Below are 24619 nucleotides of genomic sequence, written 5' to 3'. Positions count from 1 at the left end.
CACAAGGGCGCGCATGAGCATCTGGCATGACCCTGTTGGCTGGTGGGAAGCAATGGAGCGTCCCTTGCGCCGCGCCTCGCGCGCGCTGGCGGCGGGATTGCTGGCGCTGCTCGCGGGAATGATGGCGTATGGCATAGCCGCTTCGCTGCCCGATGACGCCGCTGCGGATGCGCCTACCGGGCAGGCGCAAGAGCTCGAAGAAGGCGATGGCGATATCGCGCTCTACCGCCGGATTTCGGAGCGGGTGGTCGCGGGCGAGAATTACTACACTGCCGCGCTCGCCGAGCAGCGGGCGAACAATTATCCCACCGCGCCCTTTGTCACCGTGCGCCAGCCGACGCTCGCCATGGCGCATCGCTGGATCGGCGTGGAAATGCTCGGTTATATCCTCTTCGCCGCGCTGCCGATTGCGATCATCCTGCTGGTGAAGCGGCTGGAAGGCACCACGCGGCTGCCCGAACGGATCGGCGCGGCGCTTGCCATGCTGCTGGGCGGCATCGGCCTCACTATTCCGCAAGCGCCGCTGATCCACGAAGTCGTCGCGGGACTGTGCCTGACGCTCGCGCTGCTTGTCTATTCGCCGGCGCGGTGGTGGCCCGCGCTGGTGTTTGCGGCGCTTGCACTCGCCGTGCGCGAGTTGAGCGCGCCCTTCGTGCTGCTGTGGCTCGCCTTCGCGCTGGTGCAGCGGCGCTGGAAAGAGGCGGCGGCTGTGGGCGGCGTGCTTCTCCTCTTCGTCATCGGAATGTATCTCCACGCCATGGGCGTAGAGGCCGCGCGGCTGCCCGGCGATCCCGTATCGCCTGGCTGGAACGCCTTTGCCGGGATCATGCTGCCGCTCTCCGCGCTCGCCAAGCTGAGCGCCATTCCTTTCGTGCCCGCATGGCTGGAGCCTGCGCTGCTTATTCTGCCGCTGTTCGGCTGGCTGGCGCTGGGCGGGCGCATGGGCCTCTTCGCCGCTCTGTGGTTCGCAGGCTTCCTCACCGCTGTTGCGTTGTTTGCGCGGCCCGAGAATTTCTACTGGGTGCAGCTTGCCATGCCGCTCTATCTCGCGGGGTTGGCCTTCGCACCGCGAGCCATTGGCGATCTGCTGCACGCTCTGCGAGCAAAAACTCCGTCACAACAACTAAGCCAATCTTAACCATCATTTGCGAAGGCATCCGCTTGGACGTAGAGCGGACACGAATGGCTTGCTAGAGCAACGCATCAATGCTGAACCGGAGGGTATGTCGACCAATCCCCGAATCCTGCTTGTCGTAGGCGGCGGTATTGCCGCGTATAAGTCCTGCGAGCTTGTCCGCCTGATCAAGCGCGGTGGGGCCGATGTCACTTGCGTGCTGACCGAGGGCGGGGCGCAATTCGTCACCCCCATGTCGCTCGCTGCCCTGTCAGGCAACCAGGTGCACACCACGCTGTGGGATCTGAAAAACGAAAGCGAAATCGGCCATATCCAGCTGAGCCGTGAGGCCGACCTTGTCGTCGTCTGCCCGGCCACCGCCAATATGCTCGCCAAAATGGCGGCGGGCATTGCCGATGATCTCGCCACCACCATGCTGCTCGCCACCAACCAGCCGGTAATGGCGGTTCCGGCGATGAATGTGAAAATGTGGCAGCACGAGGCGACGGTGCGCAATGTCGAGACGCTGCGCGCCAGCGGCGTCCATGTGATGGAGCCCGATATGGGCGACATGGCTTGTGGCGAATTCGGCCCCGGGCGCTTGCCCGAACCCGAAGCCGTGTGGCTTGAGATCGCGAATGCGCTGGGCATTGATGCGGGCGCGGCGAGCCCCGACATCGCCGCCTATCTCGCGCGCCGCAACAATGATCCCGAATGGGGCGAGGAAGAGCACGAGGAGGAAAGCTCCTACGGCGGAGGCGGGCTTGGCGGCCTGCTCTCCTCGATCATCCCGCGCGCGGCGAAAAAGCCTGTCGAGGAAGACGACGACGATTTCGCCGATATGGAACTGCCCGAAGGCATCGTCGAAGGGCCCGAACTGCCCGAACCCGACTTTACCGGCGCCGAACACCTCTTCGCCAAGAAAGGCAGCGCCAGCGCCGCGCCGCCCACCGATCGCGAGGCGATCAACCACACGGTCAACGCCCGTCAGGCCGCGCCGCAACCCTTCGAAGGCGAGGAAGCGGCAGCGCCGGTCAATCCACTTGCTTTTCAGGGTGGGGGCATCAATCCGGTCGATTCGCGCAGCGAAGGCGGGCTCGACCAGGCCTATGACGATTTCGATCCGCTCGCCGGCCAACCCGGCTTCGAAGGCGATATCGAACACCGCCCGCTTTACGGCAAGCACGTGCTCGTCACCGCCGGGCCGACGCATGAGCCGATTGATCCTGTGCGCTATCTCGCCAACCGGTCGAGCGGCAAGCAAGGCTATGCCATCGCGGCGGCAGCGGCTGCGGCGGGGGCGAAAGTCACGCTCGTTTCCGGCCCTGTAAACCTGCGCACGCCTTTGGGCGTCGACCGCGTCGATGTCGGCAGCGCGCAGGAAATGGCCGAGGCGGTGAAGGCGGCTTTCCCCGCCGATGTCGCGATAATGGTCGCCGCCGTCGCCGATTGGCGTCCGCGCGATTATGTCGACAGCAAGATCAAGAAACGCGGCGCCGCGCCGCCCGCGCTGATCCTTACCGAGAACCCCGACATTCTCGCCGGTGTTGCCGCCAGCCAGAACCGGCCCGAACTGCTGATCGGCTTTGCCGCAGAGACCAACGATGTGGTCGATAACGCCCGCAAGAAGCGCAAGAGCAAGGGCGTCGACTGGATCGTCGCCAATGATGTCTCCGGCGACGTGATGGGCGGGGATGACAACCAGGTGCATCTGGTCAAGGAAGGCCAGGTCGAGCATTGGGAGGCAATGACCAAACAGGACGTTGCCATGAAACTCGTGACCGAAATCGCCGAAAGGCTGACCGTCGATGCCTGACACGGTAGGCGTGCAGATCAAGCGTCTGCCCCACGGTGAAGGCCTCGCTCTGCCCAGCTACGCCACCGACGGCGCGGCAGGGATGGATGTGCTCGCCGCCGAGGATGTGACGCTGACGCCGGGAATGCGCTATTCGGTGGCGACCGGCTTTGCGCTGGCGATCCCCGAAGGCTACGAAGTGCAAGTGCGCCCGCGCTCCGGCCTCGCATTGAAGCACGGCATCACCCTGCCCAACACGCCGGGCACCATCGATTCCGACTATCGCGGCGAGCTGAAAGTGATCCTGATCAATCTGGGCGATACCGATTTCGTCATCGCACGCGGCGACCGGATTGCGCAGCTGGTGCTGGCGCCGGTGACTTTGGCGGCTTGGAGTGAGGTTGAAGAGTTGGACGACACCGCACGCGGAAGCGGCGGGTTCGGCTCGACGGGCGGGCATGCGAAGCTGTAAGACTAGAGCTTTTTCCGCCTGCTCCTAATCTGGATCACCGGCCTCTCGAGGTTGCAACCACCTCGTCAGTGCGGACACATACCGAGATTTATTGGGGCATCCGCCACTCAATCACACTCGTCCAGACGCTCTCGATAGGATTACCCCGCGCATCGGTGGCCGGGTCAAAACGGGCTCGCCTTTCGATCATTGAGCATGTGAATTCATCAAGCCGTTCGCCAGCGGTTGACTCCGTGATCTCGCAATCCTGCGCGCGGCCTTGAGGCGTTACCGTCACTCTGAACCCGACACGTCCCTCTCCGCTCATATGTGTAGGCAAATCATTGCCTGTGATCCATCGCGTCATGCTAATAGGCGCTACGCTTCTCGACGGAGGCAATGGCGGCGTCAGATCGGGTCCGGGCACCAATCGGCGCGGAGGGGCAGGAGGAAGTGTGGGCTGCGTGCGCTGTTCGGACAGGCCGCCTGCACAGTTTTCGAATGCCCGGAAGGCGGCGGCTGACCCCGCCAGATCGATAGCGAAATGCGCTTCTTCGCCGGACACGACATCCAGCGAATAGCTGCGGACAAATGCGGCAGCAAAGTCTGCGCCAAGGCCGATGACTTGCAGCCGCCTGCCCTGATTGGTGAGGCCGAGGCTTTCCGAATAATTGTCCATCACCATTCCGAGCGACCAGCGATGTTCTTCCAAGTCCAAACTTGGGGTTAGTTCTATGAGCAGGTCGATATCGCTGCGGACAGAGCGCCGGAGCACCAGCATAGGCGTCCCGATGCTCGCCCGGCTGCGAAGGATGCATTCGTCGCGGTCAAGCGCGACCTGCCACCTTGCTGTCTCGGCATATATCTCCACCCCACCAGACGCGGTTTGCGCGAAAAGCGGTGTGCTGGGAAACCCCAAAGCAGCAATAAGGAGGAGGCTACGCTTCATCTGCGCCAGCCTATTCGATGACTTGCAGGCAGCAAGACAAAAGATCCTCCCCCGCATCCGCAGAAGGCCCTTTTCTCATCTGTCCAAACGGAAACCCCTACCGCTCGTCCCGCCGCACCGGCTGGTCTTCGGGCGCGATTGAAATGCGCACCGTTTCGCCCGAATTGCCGGGGAAGTCGGTGAACATCGCTTCCACCAGATTGGGCACCAGATATTGCAGGCGGTTGGAAGTCGAGGCGGCCTCGGCGCTGCCTTCGAACAGGCGTTCACCCGTCGCCGCATCGTCAATCTTCAGCTCGATCCTGCTGGTGAAGACGGTGTAGCTGCGCACATCGGTGCCGGGTCCGAAGAACGGATCGTGCCAGCCATAGCCCCAGCTGCGGCCCGGCACAAAGGCAACGCGCAGGCGGCCCTGACGGTCGCGGAATGCGACGCGGCGCGGGTAATCGTACCAGCCGCGATAGAACGGATCGCGGTAGCCATAGCCGAAGCCGGAGGAGCGGACGCGCTCGCGTCCGTCATCCACGCCGTAATCGAAGCGCACCAGCAGCGTTGCCTCTTCGGGCGAGGCGGCTTGCGTGTAACCCAGCGCGGCCATCTCTTCCTCGACTCGGTCGGCATAGAGCGAAAACTCAAGCCCGCCCGCGAGCGCCGGATCATCGGCGAGGACGTAGAAGCTCTGCCCCTGCGGCGCGGGCAGCTGGCTTTCAAAGCGCGACACATCGGCGCGGAAAGGGGTGGCGCAGGCGGCTACAGACAGCGCGAGCGCGGCGGCTGCGGCGAATTTGGTGAAGGAAGTCCCGGTCATAACACGTCTCTTTCGATCAGCAGGTGCAGGCGCGCGGCCCCCACTCCGGCGCTCGGAATATTTGACGATGACCCGTGCAATAGCAAGGGCGGGCTGAACTGGGCTTGAACCGCGAAATGCAAAACACTGTAAAACCAGTGCTTTGTTCGGGCTGGTCGGACGGAGGGACTTACCCTCGCACCAGCCCCAGCGCGGCATAGGCCGAGTCGAGCGTCGGGCGGCTGGCTTCGCGGGCCTGCGCCGCGCCGCGCGCGAGGATCGCGTCCAGCGCTTCACGGTCGTCTTTCAGCTCGACGAAACGGTCGCGGATCGGGCCGAGGACGCTCACGACTAGCTCTGCCATCGCAGGCTTGAACGCACCGAAGCCCTGTCCGCCGAACTCATCCAGCACCGCCTGCTGGCTGGTGCCTGCAAGCGCGGCGTAGATGCCGACGAGGTTCGCCGCTTCGGCGCGGGTTTCGAGGCCCGCCACTTCGCTCGGCAGTGGTTCGGGATCGGTCTTCGCCTTCTTGATCTTGGTCGCCATTTCATCAGCCGTATCGGTCAGGTTGATGCGGCTCATATCCGAAGGCTCGGACTTGCTCATTTTCCGCGAGCCATCGCGCAGGGACATGATCCGCGCGGCTTCCTCGGGGATATACGGCTCGGGCAGGGTAAAGACGGGCGCGTCTTCCGAGGCGAAATCATTGTTGAACTTTTGCGCAATATCGCGCGCCAGCTCCAGATGCTGTTTCTGGTCTTCGCCCACCGGAACATGGGTCGCCTGGTAGAGCAGCACATCGGCGGCCTGCAGCACCGGATAGCCGAACAAAGCGACCGACTGGCCTTCACGGTTCTTGCCCGCCTTGTCCTTCCACTGCGTCATGCGGTTGAGCCAACCCATCCGCGCCGTGCCCATCAGCAGCCATTGCAGTTCGGCGTGCGCCGGAACCTGCGCCTGGTTGAACAGCACCGACTTGTCGGGATCGAGCCCGCAGGCGACCAGCGTGGCGACCATTTCCAGCGTGCTCGCGTGCAGTTCGGCGGGCACGTGCGGCATGGAGATGGCGTGCAGATCGGCAAGGAAGATAAAGCACTTGCCGCCGTTCGCGTGCGCCTGATCCTGCAATTTCACATAATTGCGGATCGCGCCCAAGTAATTGCCCAGATGCGGCTTACCCGTGGGCTGGATGCCGGAAACGACGGTCAACGTGGAAGACATGGGAATTACACTTCACTCTTTTTGGTCAGGGCGCGGATGCGCTGCCGGTCTATCGCGCCGATGGCAAAGGCCACGCCGAAATAGACCACCGCCGAACAGCCGACGAGCACGAGCAGCGCGCCCACCCGTGCGAACAGCCCCGCATCGTACCAGCCCGTAAGCAAATCGCGCGCATAGAACAAGGCGGCGCCCATCGCGGCGGCGGCGACCAACTGCCGGGCGACGCGGCCCAGCAGCTGCAACGGGACGGTGTAGAACCCGCGCGCGGCGAGCACGCTGTAGAGGTATGCCACATTGATCCACGCGCCCACTACGCTCGCAAAGGCAATGCCGGGAACGCCATATCCTGCGCCGGCAAAGCGCAGCGGGCCAAGGTCGAGCCCCGTATTGGCGATGCACAGGCTCACAAACACGATCAGCGAGATAAAGGCCGCGACCACCGGCGTGCGCGTATCGGCGCGGGCGTAAAAATTGGGGACGAGCACTTTTACCAGCACATAGGCGGGCAGGCCCAGCACCAGCATGGCGAGCACCTGTCCTGTCAGCTCCGCCTGCTCCAGACTGAAGCGCCCGCCCTGGAAAATCATCGTCACAAACGGCACCGCGCAAACCGCCAGCGCAACGGCGGCGGGAATGGTGAGCAGCATGGCAAGCTCGATCGCGTCGGACTGGATGCGGTCGGTGCCTTCCTTGTTGCCCGCGCCGATGAATCTGGAAAGCGTCGGCAGGATCGCGGTCGACAGCGCGATGCCGATAATGCCGAGCGGCAACTGGTTCAGCCGGTCGGCATAATTCATATAGCTCACCGAACCGGCATCGAACTGGTTGAGGAAATAGAGCTGCACCAGCGTGTTGATCTGGTACGCGCCGCCGCCAATCGCAGCGGGCAGTGCGATGATCGAAAGGCGTTTCACCTCGGGCGTGATGCGCGGCCATATGAGGCGCGGGCGAAAGCCTTCCACCCGCGTCCAGATATACAGCCAGACGAGCTGGATCACCCCGCCCACCGTCACCGCCCAGGCCTGCATATAACCGACCTGTTCAACGCTCCAGCCCATCGTCGCCATCGCCCGGTCGCCCAGCAGCAGCGAGGCGATAAGGACGAGGTTGAGGATGATCGGGAAGCTCGCGCCGGGCGCAAAACGGCTCACCGAATTGAGCATTCCGGTGAACAGGGTCACCAGACTGACGAGCAGAATGTAAGGGAACATGATGCGCGCGAAGGCGACTTCCATCGCGAAGTTGGCAGGCTCCGCATCGCCATCGCCGAGCAGGGTGATGACCCATGGCATGGCGAGCATCATCACCGCGCATAGCGCGATCAGCACCGGCAAGAAGACGCTCAGCACATCGTCGGAAAAGCTGCGTGCACCCTCCAGCCCGCCGTCTCCGTGCAAACGCTTGGAAAACATCGGCACAAAGGCCGCCGAAAACGCGCCCTCGGCGAACAGCCGCCGGAAGACGTTCGGGATGATAAAGGCTTGGAACCACGCATCGGTGACATTGTTCGCGCCGAGGACGCGCGAGAAAATCATCTCGCGCGCCATTCCGGCGATGCGGCTCACCATGGTCAGCGAGCCGATTGTGCCGACGTTTTTGAGGAGGCTCATTGCGGTGCCGCCCGGGCGGTCAGTAGGCGATCAGGCCTCGCCGCCCGCCGGAGCCGCCGCGGCTTCCTGCGCGCGCTTGGCCTGCAATTGCTGGAAATACAGACCGTTGAAGTCGATCGGATCGAGCATCAGCGGAGCAAAACCGGCATCGCGCACCGCATCCGAAATCACCCGGCGGGCGAAGGGGAAGAGGATGCGCGGAGCCTCTGCATAAAGGAACATATGCGTCTGCTCTTCGGGCAGGTTGCGGATGCCGATGAGGCCGCAATAGGCAAGATCGACGATATAGGCGGTGCCCTGGCTGGTCTTGCTGGTGGCGGTGACTTTCAGCTCCACTTCGTGCAGCTCGTCATTCACCTTGCGCGCGCCGATATTGAACTGGACGTCCATTTCCTGCTTGTCGCGCCACTGGAAGCTGTCGGGCGCCTTGGGGTTCTCGACCGAGAGATCCTTCACATATTGCGAGATGATCCCGGCCACCGGTTGGTTGTCCGCGCCATTTGCCTGCGGGGCTGCGTCGAGATCGGTGAGAACGTCGCCTTCATCGGCCATAATACACTTCTTTCGTCTGGTGTTACATGCGCCGCGCGTCTGCCACGCGGCCTGTTATCAATCGCCCGCGCGCCTATCACCCTTGGTGGCGCGCCGCAATGTCTCGCTGCACAGGTCGCCATATACGACGAATTGATGTTTTTGCGCCATACACGAACCCTTAAGCCGTGGTTGTTCATTTGCTATCAGACACTATCTGGTTCATTGTTAATGCAAGAGCCCGCGCCGGAGCGTTTTTCCGGCAGCATTTGCGGGAGAAGTTGGGAAGTTTATCGCATGATTATCTGGCAAATCGTCATCCTCGCCATGATCGCCGCGTTTCTGGGGATGCGGCTGTATTCGGTGCTGGGCCGCAAGGCGGAGCATGAGGAGGAAGCGATCAGCTCGCGGTTGGAACAGGCCCGCCAGCAGCAGGAAGAGGCTCTGGCCGAACGTCCCAAGCTGGTGGAAACGCCGCGCAATGACCGCGCGCTCGCCGGATTCTCGCCCGCCATCGAAGAAGGTTTGCGCGATATTTCCTCTGCCGACCGCAGCTTTGACCTGCTGCCTTTCCTTGCTGGTGCGAAGGGCGCGTATGAAGTGATCCTTGAAGCGTTCTGGCGCGGCGACAAGGACGAGCTGAAGGCATTGTGCGACGATGATGTCTATCGCAGCTTCGTCGCCGCTATCGAAGAGCGCGAGGCCGCTGGCTACATGCTCGACAACAAGCTGATCCGGATCGAGGACGAAACGGTGCATTCGGCTGTGCTCGATGGCAAGGTGGCACGCATCGCCGTGCGGTTTGTTGCCGATATTGCCAGCGTCACCCGCGACAAGAACGGCAATGTGATCGCCGGTTCGCTCGACGATGCTATTGAGAGCCGCGATATCTGGACGTTCAGCCGCGATGTGCGCAGCAGTGATCCGAACTGGCTGCTCGACGAAACCGACGTCGCGTGATGCAGGCAGGCGGCGGGAAACCGTGGCGCCGCATTGTCGCTGCGAGCACATTGTTGCTGGTAGCCGCCTGCGGGCCGATCATTCCTGAAGCGAGCGAAGTCGAAAGCACGCCCCCGCCCGCTGCCAGCAGCGCGGCGCAATTGGGCATCACCACGTTAGCGCCCGCCAGTCTGGGCGCGCTCGATAGCGGCGATGCGCGCGATGCACTGATCGCCTTTCGCACCTCCTGCCGCGTGGCCACATCGCGCGAGGATGTGTCGGGCCTGACGCAGCTTTCCGACTGGACCGCGCCGTGCGAGGCCGCCAATGGCTGGGCCAACACCAACGCGCCCGCTTTCTTCGAAACCTATTTCACCCCCGTGCGCGTGGGCGATGGGGCTGCCTTCGCCACCGGCTATTTCGAACCAGAGATCGCCGGCAGCCGCACCCGCCGGTCGGTCAGCGATGTGCCAGTTTATGGCGTGCCCGCCGATTTGGAACGCTGCTGGCGCGACGGCACGCCTGAAAGCGAGCAGACCGGCCGCGCACCGCTCAGCCGCCGCACGGCTGATGGCCGCTGCGTCGAGTATTACACCCGTGCCGAGATCGAGGACGGCGCGCTGGACGGCAATGCGCCCGTCATCGGCTATGCCGCCGACGCCATCGAGTTCTTCTTCCTGCAAATCCAGGGCTCCGGGCGATTGGTCGATGCCCGCAGCGGTGAAGTGATCCGCATTGGCTATGCCGGGCAGAACGGCCACGGCTATACCGGCATCGGCGCGCTGATGCGCGAACGCGGCCTGATCGGCGGTAACACCGTCTACGCGACCAGTATGCAGGGCATCATCCAGTATCTGCGCGACTTCCCCGAAGAAGGCCGCGCGATCATGCGCGAGAATGAAAGCTGGGTGTTCTTCACTGTGCTGCAGGGAGAGGGGCCTTTGGGCTCCATCGGCGTGCCGGTGGTGCGCGAAAGCTCGGTCGCGGTCGATCCGCGCTTTGTGCCGTATGGTGCGCCGGTGCTGCTCGATCTCGACCGCACGGTCGCCAACGGATTGTGGATCGCGCAGGATACCGGCGGCGCGATCCGCGGGGCCAACCGCTTTGACACCTTCTGGGGCGCGGGCGAGGATGCGCGCGAGATAGCAGGCGGCATGAGCGGGCGCGGGCAGGCGGTGATCCTGCTCCCCAACGCGGCGGCGCAGCGTCTGGCGCGATGACCCATCCCAAAGGCCTTTCGCCGGAAGAGGCCGCGCTATGGGAAAAGGTGGCGAGCACGGTGCGTCCGCTCGATCCGCGCAAGACCGCCCAGCCGGTGGCGACGCGCAGTGGCGTAGCGGCAGAGCCTGTCACCAAGCCGCGCCAAGCCAGTGTGCCGGGCAGTCTGCGCGAAAAACCGCGCACCGTGCATCAACCCGCCCATCTGCACACAAAGGCACCGCACGGCCTCGATTCCCACTGGGAACGCCGCCTCTCGCGCCCTTCGACCGAGCCGGATTTCTCGCTCGACCTGCACGGCCACACGCTCGACCAGGCCTATGACCGGCTGAATGATGGTTTGACCCAAGCGAAGGCAATGGGCGCGCGGCTGGTGCTGGTGGTGACCGGCAAGTCCCGCCCCGTCGATGCCGCCGACCGTAGCGAGCGGCGCGGCGCGATCCGCGCGAAAATCCTCGACTGGCTGGCGGCAGGCCAGCACGCCTCCGACATCGCCGCGATCCGCAAAGCGCACCGCCGCCACGGGGGCGAGGGTGCGCTCTATATCGTGCTCAAACGGCGGCGTTAGGTTTGTCGCTCACCCCCAGCCCAGCAGCATCGCATTCATCATCCGGCCCTCGATGGCGAAGGCCCACACGCCGGGGATCATCAGCGCGCCGAGGTAAAGCCCGACAATCTCGTTGCGGTGGCCCTTGATGTCGCCCGCCCGCGCTTTGGCGATGACCAGATAGGCGCCGCGCAGCGTGATCGGCACGAAGATATGGATCCATGTCAGCTCCATATTCGGACGCAGGAAGATGGTGCTGAGCGCGGTAATCACCATCAGTGCGACCCACAATTTGCCCAATTGCTTGTGCATCGGTGTGCCCTTTGGCGCTAGCAGCAGATAGAGGCCGAGCGGTACGCAAGGCAGCACGGTGCTTATATGAAACATGATCATGAAGTGCCGGAAATGCGGCAGATCGCCCGACAGGCCGAGCGCCGCGCGGCTGATCGCGAGCAGGCAAATGGCGGTCATCAGCGTGCCCGAGACGATCACCAGCCCGCGAATGAGCGGGCCGAGATCAAGAGCACCGGCAGGCCGGTACCATGGGTTGAAGAAGCGCATCGGATTGGCAGTTGCAGTGGTCATGTGTCGGTCTCCCGTTGAAGCTGTGAGAGCCGTGATGAGCCAAGCCCGTTTGCGGGCAACTTCATCTGCGTGTTTGGCGCGCGCCCTTCGCGAAAAGCGCGGATTTACGGGCGAATGCCACTTTACGAAGCGCGAACGGGCGCTAGGTTCGCCGCCATGAGCGCCCCTGCACCCCGCCACCAAAAGCCTTTCGTCAGCCGTCTGCTGGTCGATCTGGCGATCATGGTGATGATCGGCGTGGTGCTCGCGCTGATCGGGCCGTTCGGCAGTTTCAACGATCCGCTGCCGCTGCGCCTTGTTGTGTGGACGGGCTTCGCGCTGCTCGGCTACGCGCTCTACGCGCCGATCGACACGGTTGCACAAAGGCTCGCGCCGCGACTGCAATTGCCCGCTTGGGCCTTGCGAGTGGCGGGCGTGTTCGTGGCCTCGATACCGATGGCGGTGATCGTCTGGTTCATCCAGCACGGTCGGGGAAACCGGGCGTGGCCGGGGCTGGAGCTGGCACTGACGCACTACACCTATGTGGTGGTGATCGGTGGGCTGATAACGCTGGTGAACACTCTGATCCAGCGCAGCGGCGGAGCAACCGTGCCCGCGCCGCAAGCGCCTGAGCCGGCCATGCCCGCTGAGCGGCAGGCGCCTGTAACCAATGCGGCACCGGTCAAATTCCTCGACCGTCTGCCCCCCGAACTCGGCAGCGACCTGCTCGCGCTCGAAATGGAAGACCACTACGTCCGTGCGCATACCGCGTTGGGGAGCGAGCTGGTGCTGCTGCGGATGCGCGATGCTGTGGCGGAGCTGGACGGGATTGCGGGCGAGCAAGTGCATCGCAGCTGGTGGGTCGCGCGCGGCGCGGTGGCCGAAGTGAAGCGTGACGGGCGCAATATCCGCCTGCTGCTCGACAACGGGATCGAAGCGCCTGTCAGCCGTGCCAATATCACCCCGCTGAAAGCGGCAGGCTGGTTCTAGGCCGGAACCCTGCTTTCATTCGAACTGCGCGCTTTCACCGCCAGCACCAGCAGCAGGCCGAGCAGCGCGAAAAACACCGTCAGCCCGGCAATGTTGATTATCAACTCGCCGATGCCGAGCGTATTCGCGTCGATAAAGAAATAGGGATAGTCGCCCTCCACGCTTCCGCGCACCAGCGCGTAGACGCAGTAGAGCGTCGGCCAGATCACCACCATCGGGACATGGGCCAACCGTAGCACCCCTTTGGGAACACAGGCGAGAAACCACAGCACGGTAAGAACCGGCACCACGCTGTGCACGCCCTGGTCGGCGACGATTTCCCACCCTTCATGTTCCAGCAGCGGGGCCAGCGCCACGTGATAGACAATACCCACCCCGGCGATGGCGGATGCCATGCATAGCAACCATCGCGGGGCAACCGGCTTGCCGGTGGCAATCGCGGCAAAGGTGCCCGCCACCAGCAGATTGGTAAGAATGGTGAAGAAGCGCAACATTCCCCAGACCACGTCGCCGATCGGCTCTCCACCGCGCATATTAAGGCCGATTTGCAGCGCAATGCTGGCAATTGCGACGATGCCGATAATCGCGGCGAACAGGCGGGCGAGGGGAGGAGCGGAGCGGGTGCGATTCATCGCCTGCTTCTAGCGCGGCGATGGCAAAGGGAAAGATGCGACGCAAAAATCCCCCCGAACGGAAAAGACCCTCACTGGGGGGGCCAGTGAGGGTCTTCCAGCGACCCGAAGTAGCTTGGGGGGCAAGCTCTCCAGGCGTTTGTCTATCTGATATCTATATCAGATATCGAATCGGTCGGCGTCCATTACCTTCGTCCATGCGGAGATGAAAGTGGAAATGAACCGGCTTTCCCCGCCATTTTCTGCATAGACTTCGGCGATGGCGCGCAGCTGCGAGTTGGAGCCGAAGACGAGATCGGTCCGCGTCGCGCGATACTTTTCCGCGCCCGTCTTGCGGTCGGTGCCGACAAATTCCTCGTCGCCGCTTTCGTCGACCACCGTCCACTTGGTGCCCATGTCAAGCAGGTTGCTGAAGAAGTCGTTCGACAGCGTGCCGACGCGGTCGGTGAAGACGCCGTGCGACGTGTTGCCGCTGTTCGCGCCGAGCACGCGCATCCCGCCGACCAGCGCGGTCATTTCGGGAATGCTGAGGCCGAGCAGATGCGCCTTGTCGACCAGCATATCTTCGGTCTTCACGCTTGCCTTGGTGCGCAGATAATTGCGGAACCCATCGGCAAAAGGCTCGAGCGGTTCGAAGCTTGCCGCATCGGTATGCTCGTCACCCGCATCGCCGCGACCGGTGGTCACATTGACGCTCACATCGTGGCCGCCATCCTTGGCTGCCTTCTCGATGGCTGCGGCACCCGCGAGCACGATGGCATCGGCCATGCTGAGCGAACCGCGCAGCTCGTCCAGTTTGGCGAGGACCTTGGCCAGCTCTTCGGGATCGTTCGCCGCCCAGTCCTTTTGCGGAGCGAGACGGACGCGGGCACCATTGGCACCGCCGCGACGGTCCGAATTGCGGAAGGTCGAGGCCGAGGCCCATGCAGCCTTCACCAGTTCGCTGACGGTCAGGCCGCTGGCCAGCACCGCCGATTTGAACGCGCTGACATCGGCATCCGACGGGGTGGTGCCTGCGGGTACCGGGTCCTGCCAGATCAAATCTTCGGCGGGGACTTCGGGGCCGAGATAGCAGGCCTTGGGGCCCATATCGCGGTGGCACAGCTTGAACCATGCGCGGGCGAAGGCATCGTCCAGCTGCTCCGGATGGGCGAGGAAGCGTTCGGAAATCTTGCGATATTCCGGGTCCATCTTCAGCGCCATGTCGGCGGTGGTCATCATGGTCGGCACGCGCTTGTTGGGATCGCGCGCGTCGGGTGCCATGTCTTCCGGATCGGGGTTGATCGGCGTCCATTGCTGCGCACCGGCCGGGCTGCGCACCAGTTCAAAATCATATTTGAATAGCAGGCGGAAATAATCGTGGCTCCACGAAGTCGGGTTGTTCGACCAGCTGCCTTCGATGCCCGAGGTGGTGATATTGCCCGCAGCAATTTCTTCTTCGTCATTGAGCCAGCCAAAGCCCTGTAGGGCGAGCACTTCGCTTTCCGGCGCGCCGCCGAAGGTGTCCGACGGCTTGGCGCCATGTGCTTTGCCGAAAGCGTGGCCACCGGCGGTAAGGGCAACGGTTTCCTCGTCATTCATCGCCATGCGAGCAAAGGTTTCGCGCATATCGCGCGCCGATTGCAGCGGATCGGGATTGCCGCCCGGGCCTTCGGGATTGACGTAAATCAGGCCCATCTGGATCGCCGCGAGCGGGTTTTCCAGCGCCTTGCCTTCGTCGGGGTTTATGCGGGTGGGCACGCCCTGGTCGACCCACAGTTCTTCAGTGCCCCAATAGACGGTTTCGGGCTCGTAAACGTCGGCACGGCCGCCGCCAAAGCCGAAGACCGGGCCGCCCATGCTTTCAATGGCGACATTGCCGGTCAGGATGAACAGGTCGGCCCAGCTGATATTCTTGCCGTATTTCTGCTTGATCGGCCACAGCAGGCGGCGCGCCTTGTCGAGATTGCCGTTATCCGGCCACGAGTTGAGCGGCGCAAAACGCTGCTGGCCGGAGGAGGAACCGCCGCGCCCGTCGCCGGTGCGATAGGTGCCCGCAGCGTGCCACGCCATGCGGATGAAGAACGGGCCGTAATGGCCGTAATCCGCCGGCCACCAATCCTGGCTGTCGGTCATCAGCGCGGTCAGGTCTGCCTTCAGCGCGTTATAGTCGAGCGCGTTGAACGCCTCGGCGTAGTTAAAGTCTTCACCCAGCGGATCGGGCGACTTGCCACCTTCCTTAAGGATTTCGAGTTGCAGCGCATCGGGCCACCAGTCCTTATTGGTGCGGCCGAGCAGCGAGCGCATTCCGCCGTCGCCATGGAAGGGGCAGCCGCCGGAAATTGAACCTGTCTTCGCGTCCATCGTTCGTTCCTCTCTTGATTGGGTCGACATTGAGTCGTTCGTTCAATGGCCGAGAGAATGCGTGTTTCCCGCTGATTAGTCCAATCGATTAGTTGGCATGGATTGATCGGATTTTGTGGAATTGGGGTGAGGCGTTTGCCCGGAGCGGTAGGACAACAAAAAACCCGCCACCGGATTGGCCGATGGCGGGCTGGTTGAACCGATTATGCAGCGATTGCTAGGCTGGTTCGAGAACCTTGGCAGCCTCCGGCGCAGCTTCGTTTCGGATGAGGTAGTCGAAGGCGGAAAGCGCCGCTTTCGATCCTGCGCCCATCGCCACGACGATCTGCTTGTAGGGCACTGTGGTGCAATCGCCCGCGCCGAAAATGCCGGGGATGTTGGTCTTGCCCGCAGCGTCCACCACCACTTCGTTATAGTGGCTGAGATCGACGCCTGAATCCTCCAGCCATTCGGTGTTCGGGACAAGTCCGATTTGCACAAACACGCCTTCGAGCGCGAGATTGGTCTCTGCGCCGGTCGAGCGGTTTTTATACGTCAAACCAGAGACTTTGCGGCCATCGCCGGTGATCTGCGTCGTCTGCGCATTCACCAGAATCTCGACATTGGCAAGGCTCTCCAGCTTGTCGACCAGCACCTTGTCCGCGCGCAATTTGGCGTCGAATTCGATAACCGTCACATGGCCGACAATGCCTGCAAGGTCGATCGCCGCCTCGACGCCCGAATTGCCGCCGCCGATCACTGCAACGCGCTTGCCCTTGAACAGCGGGCCGTCGCAATGCGGGCAATAGGCCACGCCTTTGTTGCGGTATTCGTCCTCGCCCGGCACGCCGAGCGTGCGCCAGCGAGCGCCAGTCGAGAGGATCAGCGCCCGTGCCTTCAGCACCCCGCCATTTTCCAGTTCGATGGTGTGGAAGCCACCTTTTGTTTCTGCCGGAATCAAACGCTTGGCGGTGGCAAGGTTCATCAGGTCGATGCTCTCCTGCGCGTCCACCTGCCGCTGGAGATCGCCGGTCAGCTTGGGTCCTTCGGTATATTCGGTGCCGGGCAGGTTCTCGATTCCCAGCGTATCGTTGAGCTGCCCGCCGAAGCGTTCCGCCGCGATGCCGGTGCGGATGCCCTTGCGCGCGGTGTATATGGCCGAGGCCACGCCGCCGGGGCCGCCACCGACCACCAGCACATCGAACGGCTTCTTGGCGGAGAGCTTTTCCGCCGCCTTTGCGTCTGCGCCGCTGTCCAGCTTGGCGAGCACTTCTTCGAGCGTCATCTTGCCATTGAAGAAGCTTTCACCGTTAAGGAAGGTCGCGGGCACAGCCATCACGCCGCGCGTTTCGACTTCGTCCTGGAACGTCCCGCCTTCGATCAAAGTTGCGGAAATGCGGGGGTTTTCGAGCGCCATCAGCGTCAATGCCTGCACCACGTCGGGGCAATTGTGGCACGAGAGCGAGAAATACATTTCGAACGCGAAATCACCGTCGAGCGCGCGGATCTGCTCAAGCACTTCGTCCGACACCTTAGGCGGATGGCCCCCGGCCCACAGCAGTGCGAGCACCAGCGAGGTAAATTCATGCCCCATCGGCAGGCCTGCAAAGCGCACCTGCCGTGTCGTATCGGAGGCGCGCCGCACGACGAAACTGGGTTTGCGCGCATCGTAACCGTCGAAGCTCGCGGAAACCTTGTCCGAAAGCTGCGCAATAGCTTCGAGCAAAGCGCGCGTTTCGTCCGATTTTTTGCCTTCGCCCAAGGACGCGACAAGCTCGATCGGCTCGCGCAAATTGGCGAGATAGGCCTTCAGCTGATCTTTGAGATTCTGGTCTAGCATCGTTCAAACCCTTCGTCATTGCGAGCGGAGCGAAGCAATCCAGTCCCGTCGAACTGGATTGCCGCGTCGCCTGCGGCTCCTCGCAATGACGCAAAGTGCAGGCGACTGAGGAGGGGAAAAGGCCCGGAGCGGGGGGAGGGGGGAGGGTGCCCCGGGCCTTCGGTGCCCGGGCAGCAAGAATGCTCGCCCGGGATCAGAAGCCGCCGCATTGCGATCTCTGTGTCAAACAGGAGAGTTCGCTGGCGGCGGTTCTATAGTGATGGCTTAGATCTTGCCGACCAGATCGAGTGACGGTGCGAGCGTGTCGGCACCTTCTTCCCACGCCGCCGGGCACACCTGGCCGGGGTTGGCGCGGACATATTGCGCGGCCTTGATCTTGCGGGTCAATTCGTTGGCATTGCGGCCCACGCCTTCGCAGGTCTGCTCCATGATCTGGATCACGCCATCGGGGTCGACCACGAAGGTCGCACGGTCGGCAAGGCCGGCATCTTCGCGCAGCACGTCGAAATTGCGCGCGAGCACATGGTTCTGGTCACCCAGGAAGGGGAACTTCAGCTTGCCGATCTTGTCGCTGGTGTCGTGCCAGGCCTTGTGGCTGAAATGCGTGTCGGTCGAAATGGCATACACTTCGACGCCCATGCTCTGCAGCATGTCGTACTTTTCGCCCATGTCCTCAAGCTCGGTCGGGCAGACGAAGGTGAAGTCCGCCGGATAGAAGAAGAACACGGCCCACTTGCCCTTCACGTCTTCGTCGGTGACGGTGAAGAAGTCTTCATTCGCCTTGAAGGCGGTGGCGCTGAACGGCTTAATCTGGCTGCCGATGATACCCATGATGTTATGTCCCTTTGGTTGGAATTGCGTTTGATCACTCAACGCGTGGGACATAGGTTTTGTTGCAGCGCAACAAAGACGAATGTTGCGATTGCGAAGATCGGATATTTCGATCAGCTAGTATAATGTTGCACTGCGCACATTAGGTGATGCGGTTTATGCAACGTCAATCAGATGAGCAGCAGCGCCAATCCGAGAATCGTCAGGCCGATGGCGATCCATTGGCGGCGCTTGGACAGGGCGCTTTCGGCAGTGAAGGCGCTCGCGATAATCGCGCCAACAGTCAGCATGGTCGGCAGCGTTGCCATAAAGGTGGAGCCGTGGCGCCAATTGTCGGGGTCGGCAACGCACACTCCGCCTGCGGCGTCATCGCAGGCACCGCCGCGCACTGCGGAATAGGCTTCCATGGTTGAAGGCAGAGTCACAACCATCGCCACAACAGCGACTCCCAGAAGCAATTCGCGGCTTACCTTCATCACCCACCCCCACATTGCGCGCGGTGGAGCAGTTTCTGGTCGGCCAGCACCAGCGCCATCATCGCTTCGACCACCGGCACGCCGCGTATGCCGACGCAGGGGTCGTGTCGGCCCTTGGTCTGGATTTCGGTCGCCTCGCCTTCGCGCGTCACCGTTTCCACCGCTGTCAGGATCGAACTGGTCGGTTTGAACGCCACGCGGCAGGTGACCGGCTGCCCGGTCGAAATACCGCCCGCGATCCCGCCGGCATGGTTCGCCGCAAAGGCCACGCCGCCTTCGCCATCGGGCCGCATCGCGTCGGCATTGCCTTCGCCGGTGTTCATCGCCGCTGCAAAGCCATCGCCGATTTCGACGCCCTTGGTCGCGTTGATCGTCATCATTGCAGCGGCGAGTTCGCTGTCGAGCTTGGCATAGACCGGTGCGCCCCAGCCTGCCGGAACGCCCTCCGCCCAGCAGGTGACCAAAGCGCCCAGCGAGGAGCCTGCCAGCCGCGCATTATCGACCAGTTGCTCCCACCGCGTCACGGTTTCGGCATCGGGGCAGAAGAACGGGTTGTTGCGGATTTCGCCCTTGTCGAAGCGCGAATAGAGCAGCGGCACCTCGCCAATTTGCTCGACCCAAGCGGTGATCTCGACTTCGGGAATGACTTTGCGCGCAATCGCGCCCGCCGCAACCCGCGCCGCCGTTTCGCGCGCGCTCGACCGGCCACCGCCGCGATAATCGCGGAAGCCGTATTTCGCGTCATAGGTGTAATCCGCATGGCCGGGGCGATAGGCCTTGGCGACTTCGGAATAGTCCTTGCTGCGCTGGTCGGTGTTCTCGATCATTAGGCTGATCGGTGTGCCTGTGGTCTTGCCTTCGAATACGCCCGACAGGATGCGCACCTCGTCCGCCTCGCGGCGCTGTGTGGTGTATTTCGACTGGCCGGGTTTCCGCGCATCGAGGAAGGGCTGGATGTCAGCCTCGGAGAGTTCGATTCCCGGCGGGCACCCGTCCACCACCACGCCCAAGGCAGGGCCGTGGCTTTCCCCCCAAGTGGTAAAGCGAAAGACGCGTCCGAATGTGTTCCAGCTCATGGGAGTGCGCTTTGGCGCAGTTGCGGGCAAGTGTCTAGCAAGGCTGGACTGTTCTTGCTCTGTCCGCCAAACCTCCCTTCATGATCGCGAAACTTTCAGGGCGGCTGGACGAAACCGGCGAGGACTGGGCCATCGTCGATGTGCAGGGCGTGGGCTATCTTGTTCACTGCTCGACCAAGACTCTGGCCGCGCTGGGCGCTGTTGGGGAGGCGTGTACCGTCCACACCGATCTGCAGGTGAGCGAAAACGATATGCGCCTGCTCGGCTTTGCCGAAAGCGGGGAGCGCGACTGGTTCCGCCTGCTGACGCAGGTGCAGGGCGTGGGGAGCAAGGTGGCGCTGGCGATCCTCTCGGCGCTTTCGACTGGCGAAATGCGCGATGCCTGCGCGGGCGGCGATGCGGCGACGGTGGCGAGAGCGCAGGGCGTCGGGCCGAAACTGGCGGGGCGGATCGTGAACGAGCTGAAGGACAAGGCGGGCGCGCTTCCGGGCGGCGGCGCAGCTGGCGTTGCGGTCGCGGCTCCCAAAGGCGGGGCGAGCGCGGACGCGGTTTCGGCCTTGCAGAATCTCGGCTTCAAGCCTGCCGTGGCGGCGCAAGCCGTGGCTCGCGCGCAGGAAGAACTGGGTGAGGGCGCCGCAGAGGGCGACCTCATTCGCGTGGCGTTGAAGAGGGCGGCGGGGTGATGGATACCCCTCCACTTTGTCATCCTGAACGTGTTTCAGGATCCATGGTGCCAGTTGCGCGGAGGCCGGAGCGTGTTGAAAAATGGATGCTGAAACGAGTTCAGCATGACGGGAGAATTTGAAATGTTTCGCTGTCTGATAGCCGTTGGAGCACTCGCTCTCGCCACCCCTGCCGCCGCGCAGTCTCTGCCCGATGGCTTTGAAACCGGCCCCGTTTTCGACGATTTCGGCCCGCACGCGCATATTGAGGGGCTGGAGCGGTTTCCGCTTCCGACCGAGTTCCGCCACAGCTTCGATGTCGCAGCCCGCGCCGATGCAGGCACGCGCAATCGCGGGTTCGAGAGCGCGGCGCGGTTTATCAATATGCACGCGGCGGCAGGTGTCGATGTCAGGCGCATCGATACAGCCGTGGTGGTGCATGGCAGCGCGGTGCTCGACCTGCTGACCGGCGAAGCACTCGCCGCCCGCCCGCGCGGGGAGGATGAGGACGCGCCGATCAATGGCAGCGCGGCGATGGTGCGCGCGATGCTCGACCACGGCGTGCGCTTCGTGGTCTGCGGCCAAAGCGCCAGCGCGCAAGGCGTAACCCGCGAAGACCTGATCCCCGGCGTCGAAATGGCCCTCTCCGCGATGACCGCCCACGCGCTGCTGCAACAGCAGGGCTATACGGTGAACCCGTTTTGATCTGCATTGCGGTAGCCCGGATTGCCAACGAGCGCGGCGAGGTTCTGCTCGTGCGAAAGAGGTCTACAGCCGCGTTCATGCAGCCCGGCGGCAAGCTCGAGCTTGGCGAAACGGCCGCCGATGCACTCGTGCGCGAACTGCGTGAGGAGCTGAGGCTCGACATTCCGCTCTCCGACCTGACCTACCTCGGCGAGGCAGAAGCCGCGGCTGCCAACGAACCGGGTGAGCGCGTAAAGGCGTCGGTTTTCAGCCTCGACTACACTGGTGAAGTCAAGTGTGGCGCCGAAATAGCCGAAGCGAGGTGGATTCACCCCGAACGCGCCAGCGGCATCGACTTGGCTCCGTTGACCAGCGAGGCCATTCTGCCATGGCGGGCCAAATGACCAACCAACCCATCCACTCCCCCTCGCGCCAGCCGGACGACCCCGACGCGGCTTTGCGGCCCAAGTCGCTCACCGAATTTATCGGGCAGGAAGCCGCGCGCGATAATCTTCGCGTCTTTATCGACGCGGCCAAAAGCCGTGGCGAGGCGATGGACCATACGCTGTTTTTCGGCCCGCCCGGCCTCGGCAAGACGACGCTGGCGCAGATCATTGCCAAGGAACTGGGCGCAGGCTTCCGCGCCACGTCCGGCCCCGTCATCGCCAAGGCGGGCGACCTTGCCGCGCTGCTCACCAATCTCGAACCCAATGACGTGCTGTTCATCGACGAGATCCACCGGCTTAATCCGGTGGTCGAGGAAGTGCTTTATCCGGCGATGGAAGACCGCGCGCTCGTTCTCATCATCGGCGAGGGGCCATCGGCGCGCAGCGTGCGGATCGATCTGCCGCCCTTCACGCTGGTCGGTGCCACGACACGGCAGGGCCTGCTCACCACGCCTTTGCGCGACCGGTTCGGCATTCCTGTACGGCTGGTTTTCTACACCGAGGACGAGCTGAGCCTTGTCGTCACGCGCGGCGCGCGGCTGCTCGGCATTGCCATCGCAGAGGAAGGCGCGCGTGAAATCGCCCGCCGTTCACGCGGCACCCCGCGCGTCGCCGGAAGGCTGCTGCGCCGGGTGCGCGATTTTGCGCAAGTGAAGGGGCAGGGCACCGTCACCGCGCCCATCGCGGACGAGGCGCTGACCCGGCTGGAGATCGATTCGCTCGGCCTCGACGCGATGGACAGGCGCTATCTCACCATGATTGCCGAGACCTACAAGGGCGGTCCTGTCGGCGTTGAAACGCTCGCCGCAGGCCTTGCAGAGCCGCGCGATACGGTGGAGGACGTGATCGAGCCTTACCTCATCCAGCTGGGCCTGATCGCTCGCACCGCGCGCGGGCGCTGCTTGAATGATCGCGGATGGAATCACCTTGGGCTCGCGGCGCCAACAGGGGGGCAAAGCGGCCTTTTCGATAGTGCGGGTGACGGGGGGAAATAGGCCGCAAACCCCTTTTGCCGTTAAGGCTTTGTTCTCTTTCGCCCCCCGTTCGGTTCCATTGTGGGACAACCCGGCAAAGCGGCGCGGAAATCGCCGATTTATTTGCATTTGGGGTGCCGCAAACATGGTTAACGGGATTGCGGCCCGTGAATAAGCACGCTCTCTTGCCAGCAACCGGACAAAGCCGTCGGCGCCATTGAGGGGGCTGCAGGCTGCGTCTGCTACTGTAAGAGAGACCAGCTCATGTCCGTACGCATGGCTATTGCGAAACTGAGTGTCGCTGCCGCAGGCGGTGCCATCATTGGCGGGGGCGCCGTACACGTGGCCGAACCGCAAACTTCGGTTGTCCGCTACAAATCCGGCGACAACGGCGGTTCGGGCGAACTGATCGACGTAAAGACGCGGGGCGGCAGCTCCAGCTCCAGCGGCGGCTATGGCGAACGCTACGTCCCCGATCGCGGACATGAACGCGCCCAGCGCCGCGTGCGCCGTACGATCGAGCGCACCGAAGATTGCTGTGCGGAAGAACAGTATGCCGAAGCGCCCATCGCGCTTCCGCCTCTCCCCAGCGCACCGGTGCGCGGCGGCGGTGGCGGCCAGCAGGTGATCGTCGGCGGTAGCAGCGGCGGTTTCGGCGGCGGCTTTGGCGGCGGCTTCTTCGGGGGCTTCTTCGGCGGCGGCGGTGGTGGCGGCAGCGCCAGCGCAATTGTCGATATGAGCACCACTACCACGACCAGCGGTGAAGGCGGCGGTTCGAGCGGCGACATCATCATCGATATCGACAATTCGAGCACCGGTTCTTCGACCTCGACTTCGGGTGGTTCGACCTCCACCTCGACTTCGGGTGGTTCGACCTCGACCTCGGGCGATGTCAGCAGCTCCACTTCGGGTGATGTCAGCAGTTCCTCGGGCACGATCACGAGCACGTCTTCGTCCTCGACCGGCGGCCTGACCAGCACCACGACCAGCTCGACCGGCAGCATCACCAGCACCAGCGGCACGGTGACCAGCACGTCGGGCCAGGTGTCGAGCACCGGTTCCTCCTCGGGCAATGTCTCGTCTTCGACCAGCGGGTCGTCCTCGACTTCGGGTTCGTCGAGCACGTCGGGCGGCAGCGGGTCGAGCACTTCGACCAGCGGCAGCTCTTCGGGCACGAGCGGAACGTCGGGCACTTCGGGCACTAGCGGTACATCGGGCACGACCGGCCATCCCGGCACGACCAGCGGCATGACGAGTTCGGGCACGTCGGGTACTTCGGGCACCAGCGGCGCATCGGGCACTTCGACCACCACGGGCGGGATCACCAGCTCGAGCACCACGACCAGCTCCTCGACGACGAGCACCAGCTCTTCGACTACGAGCGGCAATGTGGCCTCCAGCTCGACGACAGGTGGCAACACCACCTCGACGACGACCGGTGGTGTCTCGACGACCAGTGGGAATGTCAGCACCAGCGGCGGCATCACCTCGACCACAACGACGACTGGCGGTTCTTCGGGCACAAGCGGGACGAGCGGTACCACTACCAGCACCGGCGGCGTATCGACCACGACGACAACCAGCTCGGGCGGGATCACCAGCACGAGCGGCACGGTGACCAGCACCAGCGGCACTGTAACGAGCACCAGCTCGAGCTCGGGCAATGTCAGCAGCTCGACTTCGGGTTCCAGCTCGACCAGCACCAGCTCGTCAACCTCGACCAGCACGAGCAGCTCGACTTCGACCTCGGGCGGTGTCGTGACTTCGGGTGGTTCGGGAACGCCAACCACGACCACCACATCGGGCACGCCGGTTCCGGCGCCCGGAATGCTGCTGCTCTTCGGTGCGGGCGCGGGCGCGGTGTTCCTGCGTCGCCGCCGCGCGAAGAAGGACGGTACGCCGGAGGCAGCTACGGCCTAAGCCAAAGCCTTAGCGAACAACGAAAAAGGGCGGCTCCGC

25 protein-coding genes are annotated in these 24619 nt (G+C 63.4%); 12 read left to right on the top strand and 13 right to left on the bottom strand.

Going from position 1 to position 24619, the window contains the following annotated elements:
- Positions 1 to 13 precede the first annotated feature (13 nt).
- From ACS0VV_RS11965 to dut, 3 genes are all read left to right on the top strand, one after another.
- The gene (locus ACS0VV_RS11965) at positions 14 to 1138 is read left to right on the top strand and encodes a hypothetical protein (protein ID WP_483532922.1); all 1125 of its coding nucleotides are present in this window, start codon (positions 14 to 16) and stop codon (positions 1136 to 1138) included.
- A gap of 85 nt (positions 1139 to 1223) precedes the next feature.
- The gene (locus ACS0VV_RS11960) at positions 1224 to 2930 is read left to right on the top strand and encodes a bifunctional phosphopantothenoylcysteine decarboxylase/phosphopantothenate synthase (protein WP_483532921.1); all 1707 of its coding nucleotides are present in this window, start codon (positions 1224 to 1226) and stop codon (positions 2928 to 2930) included.
- Positions 2923 to 3381 (top strand): dUTP diphosphatase, encoded by a 459-nt coding sequence (gene dut / locus ACS0VV_RS11955; protein WP_483532920.1) that lies wholly within the window; start codon positions 2923 to 2925, stop codon positions 3379 to 3381. Before ACS0VV_RS11960 ends, dut begins: the two co-directional genes overlap by 8 nt.
- 88 nt (positions 3382 to 3469) lie before the next feature.
- Here dut and ACS0VV_RS11950 read toward each other — a convergent pair whose 3' ends face one another.
- The 5 genes from ACS0VV_RS11950 to secB all read right to left on the bottom strand — a co-directional run bounded on the left by ACS0VV_RS11950 (position 3470) and on the right by secB (position 8480).
- On the bottom strand, positions 3470 to 4309 hold the full coding sequence (locus ACS0VV_RS11950) for an energy transducer TonB (protein ID WP_483532919.1): 840 nt from the start codon (positions 4307 to 4309) through the stop codon (positions 3470 to 3472).
- Positions 4310 to 4406: 97 nt separating this feature from the next.
- Positions 4407 to 5117, bottom strand: a complete 711-nt coding sequence (locus tag ACS0VV_RS11945) for a DUF4136 domain-containing protein (RefSeq protein WP_483532918.1) — start codon at positions 5115 to 5117, stop codon at positions 4407 to 4409.
- A 169-nt stretch (positions 5118 to 5286) separates the two neighbouring features.
- A complete protein-coding gene (gene trpS / locus ACS0VV_RS11940; protein ID WP_483533545.1) occupies positions 5287 to 6306 on the bottom strand; it encodes a tryptophan--tRNA ligase in 1020 nt (339 codons plus the stop codon).
- A gap of 17 nt (positions 6307 to 6323) precedes the next feature.
- Positions 6324 to 7928: a murein biosynthesis integral membrane protein MurJ gene (gene murJ, locus ACS0VV_RS11935; RefSeq protein WP_483532917.1), complete on the bottom strand. Its 1605-nt coding sequence runs from the start codon at positions 7926 to 7928 to the stop codon at positions 6324 to 6326.
- 30 nt (positions 7929 to 7958) lie between these two features.
- A complete protein-coding gene (gene secB / locus ACS0VV_RS11930; protein ID WP_483532916.1) occupies positions 7959 to 8480 on the bottom strand; it encodes a protein-export chaperone SecB in 522 nt (173 codons plus the stop codon).
- A gap of 276 nt (positions 8481 to 8756) precedes the next feature.
- Between secB and ACS0VV_RS11925 the strand changes: the two genes are divergently transcribed.
- The 3 genes from ACS0VV_RS11925 to ACS0VV_RS11915 are packed head-to-tail and all read left to right on the top strand — an operon-like array spanning position 8757 to position 11184.
- Entirely contained in the window at positions 8757 to 9419 is a 663-nt protein-coding gene (locus ACS0VV_RS11925) for a Tim44/TimA family putative adaptor protein (RefSeq protein ID WP_483532915.1), read from the top strand.
- Positions 9419 to 10618 (top strand): murein transglycosylase A, encoded by a 1200-nt coding sequence (gene mltA, locus ACS0VV_RS11920; protein ID WP_483533544.1) that lies wholly within the window; start codon positions 9419 to 9421, stop codon positions 10616 to 10618. Before ACS0VV_RS11925 ends, mltA begins: the two co-directional genes overlap by 1 nt.
- Entirely contained in the window at positions 10615 to 11184 is a 570-nt protein-coding gene (locus ACS0VV_RS11915; protein ID WP_483532914.1) for a Smr/MutS family protein, read from the top strand. The genes mltA and ACS0VV_RS11915 overlap by 4 nt, the downstream gene beginning before the upstream one ends.
- A 9-nt stretch (positions 11185 to 11193) precedes the next feature.
- On the opposite strand, the gene ACS0VV_RS11910 is transcribed toward ACS0VV_RS11915, so the two are convergent.
- Positions 11194 to 11748: a DUF2306 domain-containing protein gene (locus tag ACS0VV_RS11910; RefSeq protein ID WP_483532913.1), complete on the bottom strand. Its 555-nt coding sequence runs from the start codon at positions 11746 to 11748 to the stop codon at positions 11194 to 11196.
- Between the two features lie 156 nt (positions 11749 to 11904).
- Here ACS0VV_RS11910 and ACS0VV_RS11905 point away from each other — a divergent pair, with 156 nt between their 5' ends.
- Positions 11905 to 12717: a LytTR family DNA-binding domain-containing protein gene (locus tag ACS0VV_RS11905; RefSeq protein ID WP_483532912.1), complete on the top strand. Its 813-nt coding sequence runs from the start codon at positions 11905 to 11907 to the stop codon at positions 12715 to 12717.
- On the opposite strand, the gene ACS0VV_RS11900 is transcribed toward ACS0VV_RS11905, so the two are convergent.
- From ACS0VV_RS11900 to aroC, 6 genes are all read right to left on the bottom strand, one after another.
- Positions 12714 to 13349 carry a Pr6Pr family membrane protein gene (locus ACS0VV_RS11900; protein ID WP_483532911.1) on the bottom strand — a complete coding sequence of 212 codons (636 nt, stop codon included), beginning with the start codon at positions 13347 to 13349 and terminating at the stop codon, positions 12714 to 12716. The genes ACS0VV_RS11905 and ACS0VV_RS11900 overlap by 4 nt on opposite strands.
- 159 nt (positions 13350 to 13508) lie before the next feature.
- Positions 13509 to 15692, bottom strand: a complete 2184-nt coding sequence (katG, locus tag ACS0VV_RS11895; protein WP_483532910.1) for a catalase/peroxidase HPI — start codon at positions 15690 to 15692, stop codon at positions 13509 to 13511.
- 217 nt (positions 15693 to 15909) lie between these two features.
- On the bottom strand, positions 15910 to 17511 hold the full coding sequence (ahpF, locus tag ACS0VV_RS11890) for an alkyl hydroperoxide reductase subunit F (RefSeq protein WP_483532909.1): 1602 nt from the start codon (positions 17509 to 17511) through the stop codon (positions 15910 to 15912).
- A 264-nt stretch (positions 17512 to 17775) separates the two neighbouring features.
- Positions 17776 to 18342: an alkyl hydroperoxide reductase subunit C gene (ahpC, locus tag ACS0VV_RS11885; protein ID WP_483532908.1), complete on the bottom strand. Its 567-nt coding sequence runs from the start codon at positions 18340 to 18342 to the stop codon at positions 17776 to 17778.
- Between the two features lie 170 nt (positions 18343 to 18512).
- A complete protein-coding gene (locus ACS0VV_RS11880) occupies positions 18513 to 18818 on the bottom strand; it encodes a hypothetical protein (RefSeq protein WP_483532907.1) in 306 nt (101 codons plus the stop codon).
- Entirely contained in the window at positions 18818 to 19894 is a 1077-nt protein-coding gene (aroC, locus tag ACS0VV_RS11875) for a chorismate synthase (protein WP_483532906.1), read from the bottom strand. Before aroC ends, ACS0VV_RS11880 begins: the two co-directional genes overlap by 1 nt.
- 80 nt (positions 19895 to 19974) lie before the next feature.
- Between aroC and ruvA the strand changes: the two genes are divergently transcribed.
- The 4 genes from ruvA to ruvB all read left to right on the top strand — a co-directional run bounded on the left by ruvA (position 19975) and on the right by ruvB (position 22681).
- On the top strand, positions 19975 to 20577 hold the full coding sequence (ruvA, locus tag ACS0VV_RS11870) for a Holliday junction branch migration protein RuvA (protein WP_483532905.1): 603 nt from the start codon (positions 19975 to 19977) through the stop codon (positions 20575 to 20577).
- Positions 20578 to 20700: 123 nt separating this feature from the next.
- Positions 20701 to 21261, top strand: a complete 561-nt coding sequence (locus ACS0VV_RS11865) for a DsrE family protein (protein WP_483532904.1) — start codon at positions 20701 to 20703, stop codon at positions 21259 to 21261.
- Positions 21258 to 21644, top strand: a complete 387-nt coding sequence (locus ACS0VV_RS11860; RefSeq protein WP_483532903.1) for an NUDIX hydrolase — start codon at positions 21258 to 21260, stop codon at positions 21642 to 21644. The genes ACS0VV_RS11865 and ACS0VV_RS11860 overlap by 4 nt, the downstream gene beginning before the upstream one ends.
- On the top strand, positions 21641 to 22681 hold the full coding sequence (ruvB, locus tag ACS0VV_RS11855; RefSeq protein ID WP_483532902.1) for a Holliday junction branch migration DNA helicase RuvB: 1041 nt from the start codon (positions 21641 to 21643) through the stop codon (positions 22679 to 22681). The genes ACS0VV_RS11860 and ruvB overlap by 4 nt, the downstream gene beginning before the upstream one ends.
- Positions 22682 to 23124: 443 nt before the next feature.
- Here ruvB and ACS0VV_RS11850 read toward each other — a convergent pair whose 3' ends face one another.
- Positions 23125 to 24468: a hypothetical protein gene (locus tag ACS0VV_RS11850; protein WP_483533569.1), complete on the bottom strand. Its 1344-nt coding sequence runs from the start codon at positions 24466 to 24468 to the stop codon at positions 23125 to 23127.
- Between ACS0VV_RS11850 and ACS0VV_RS11845 the strand changes: the two genes are divergently transcribed.
- Positions 24419 to 24580, top strand: coding sequence for a PEP-CTERM sorting domain-containing protein (locus ACS0VV_RS11845; RefSeq protein WP_483532901.1), 162 nt, complete (start codon positions 24419 to 24421; stop codon positions 24578 to 24580). The two genes, ACS0VV_RS11850 and ACS0VV_RS11845, sit on opposite strands and share 50 nt — an antisense overlap.
- Positions 24581 to 24619: the final 39 nt, after the last annotated feature.

It is taken from the genome of Aurantiacibacter sp. KMU-128, assembly GCF_056933515.1.
This window is presented reverse-complemented; position numbering and strand designations above follow the sequence as displayed.

What these genes read in the sequence shown, in the direction of transcription:
- ACS0VV_RS11950 (WP_483532919.1), bottom strand. Translation starts at nt 4,309, where the DNA reads ATGAAGCGTAGCCTCCTCCTTATTGCTGCTTTGGGGTTTCCCAGCACA.
- ACS0VV_RS11960 (WP_483532921.1), top strand. Translation starts at nt 1,224, where the DNA reads ATGTCGACCAATCCCCGAATCCTGCTTGTCGTAGGCGGCGGTATTGCC.
- dut (WP_483532920.1), top strand. Translation starts at nt 2,923, where the DNA reads ATGCCTGACACGGTAGGCGTGCAGATCAAGCGTCTGCCCCACGGTGAA.
- katG (WP_483532910.1), bottom strand. Translation starts at nt 15,692, where the DNA reads ATGGACGCGAAGACAGGTTCAATTTCCGGCGGCTGCCCCTTCCATGGC.
- ACS0VV_RS11965 (WP_483532922.1), top strand. Translation starts at nt 14, where the DNA reads ATGAGCATCTGGCATGACCCTGTTGGCTGGTGGGAAGCAATGGAGCGT.
- ruvA (WP_483532905.1), top strand. Translation starts at nt 19,975, where the DNA reads ATGATCGCGAAACTTTCAGGGCGGCTGGACGAAACCGGCGAGGACTGG.
- ruvB (WP_483532902.1), top strand. Translation starts at nt 21,641, where the DNA reads ATGACCAACCAACCCATCCACTCCCCCTCGCGCCAGCCGGACGACCCC.
- ACS0VV_RS11905 (WP_483532912.1), top strand. Translation starts at nt 11,905, where the DNA reads ATGAGCGCCCCTGCACCCCGCCACCAAAAGCCTTTCGTCAGCCGTCTG.
- ACS0VV_RS11880 (WP_483532907.1), bottom strand. Translation starts at nt 18,818, where the DNA reads ATGAAGGTAAGCCGCGAATTGCTTCTGGGAGTCGCTGTTGTGGCGATG.
- ahpC (WP_483532908.1), bottom strand. Translation starts at nt 18,342, where the DNA reads ATGGGTATCATCGGCAGCCAGATTAAGCCGTTCAGCGCCACCGCCTTC.
- ACS0VV_RS11915 (WP_483532914.1), top strand. Translation starts at nt 10,615, where the DNA reads ATGACCCATCCCAAAGGCCTTTCGCCGGAAGAGGCCGCGCTATGGGAA.
- ACS0VV_RS11910 (WP_483532913.1), bottom strand. Translation starts at nt 11,748, where the DNA reads ATGACCACTGCAACTGCCAATCCGATGCGCTTCTTCAACCCATGGTAC.
- murJ (WP_483532917.1), bottom strand. Translation starts at nt 7,928, where the DNA reads ATGAGCCTCCTCAAAAACGTCGGCACAATCGGCTCGCTGACCATGGTG.
- secB (WP_483532916.1), bottom strand. Translation starts at nt 8,480, where the DNA reads ATGGCCGATGAAGGCGACGTTCTCACCGATCTCGACGCAGCCCCGCAG.
- ACS0VV_RS11945 (WP_483532918.1), bottom strand. Translation starts at nt 5,117, where the DNA reads ATGACCGGGACTTCCTTCACCAAATTCGCCGCAGCCGCCGCGCTCGCG.
- ahpF (WP_483532909.1), bottom strand. Translation starts at nt 17,511, where the DNA reads ATGCTAGACCAGAATCTCAAAGATCAGCTGAAGGCCTATCTCGCCAAT.
- ACS0VV_RS11900 (WP_483532911.1), bottom strand. Translation starts at nt 13,349, where the DNA reads ATGAATCGCACCCGCTCCGCTCCTCCCCTCGCCCGCCTGTTCGCCGCG.
- mltA (WP_483533544.1), top strand. Translation starts at nt 9,419, where the DNA reads ATGCAGGCAGGCGGCGGGAAACCGTGGCGCCGCATTGTCGCTGCGAGC.
- aroC (WP_483532906.1), bottom strand. Translation starts at nt 19,894, where the DNA reads ATGAGCTGGAACACATTCGGACGCGTCTTTCGCTTTACCACTTGGGGG.
- ACS0VV_RS11865 (WP_483532904.1), top strand. Translation starts at nt 20,701, where the DNA reads ATGTTTCGCTGTCTGATAGCCGTTGGAGCACTCGCTCTCGCCACCCCT.
- ACS0VV_RS11925 (WP_483532915.1), top strand. Translation starts at nt 8,757, where the DNA reads ATGATTATCTGGCAAATCGTCATCCTCGCCATGATCGCCGCGTTTCTG.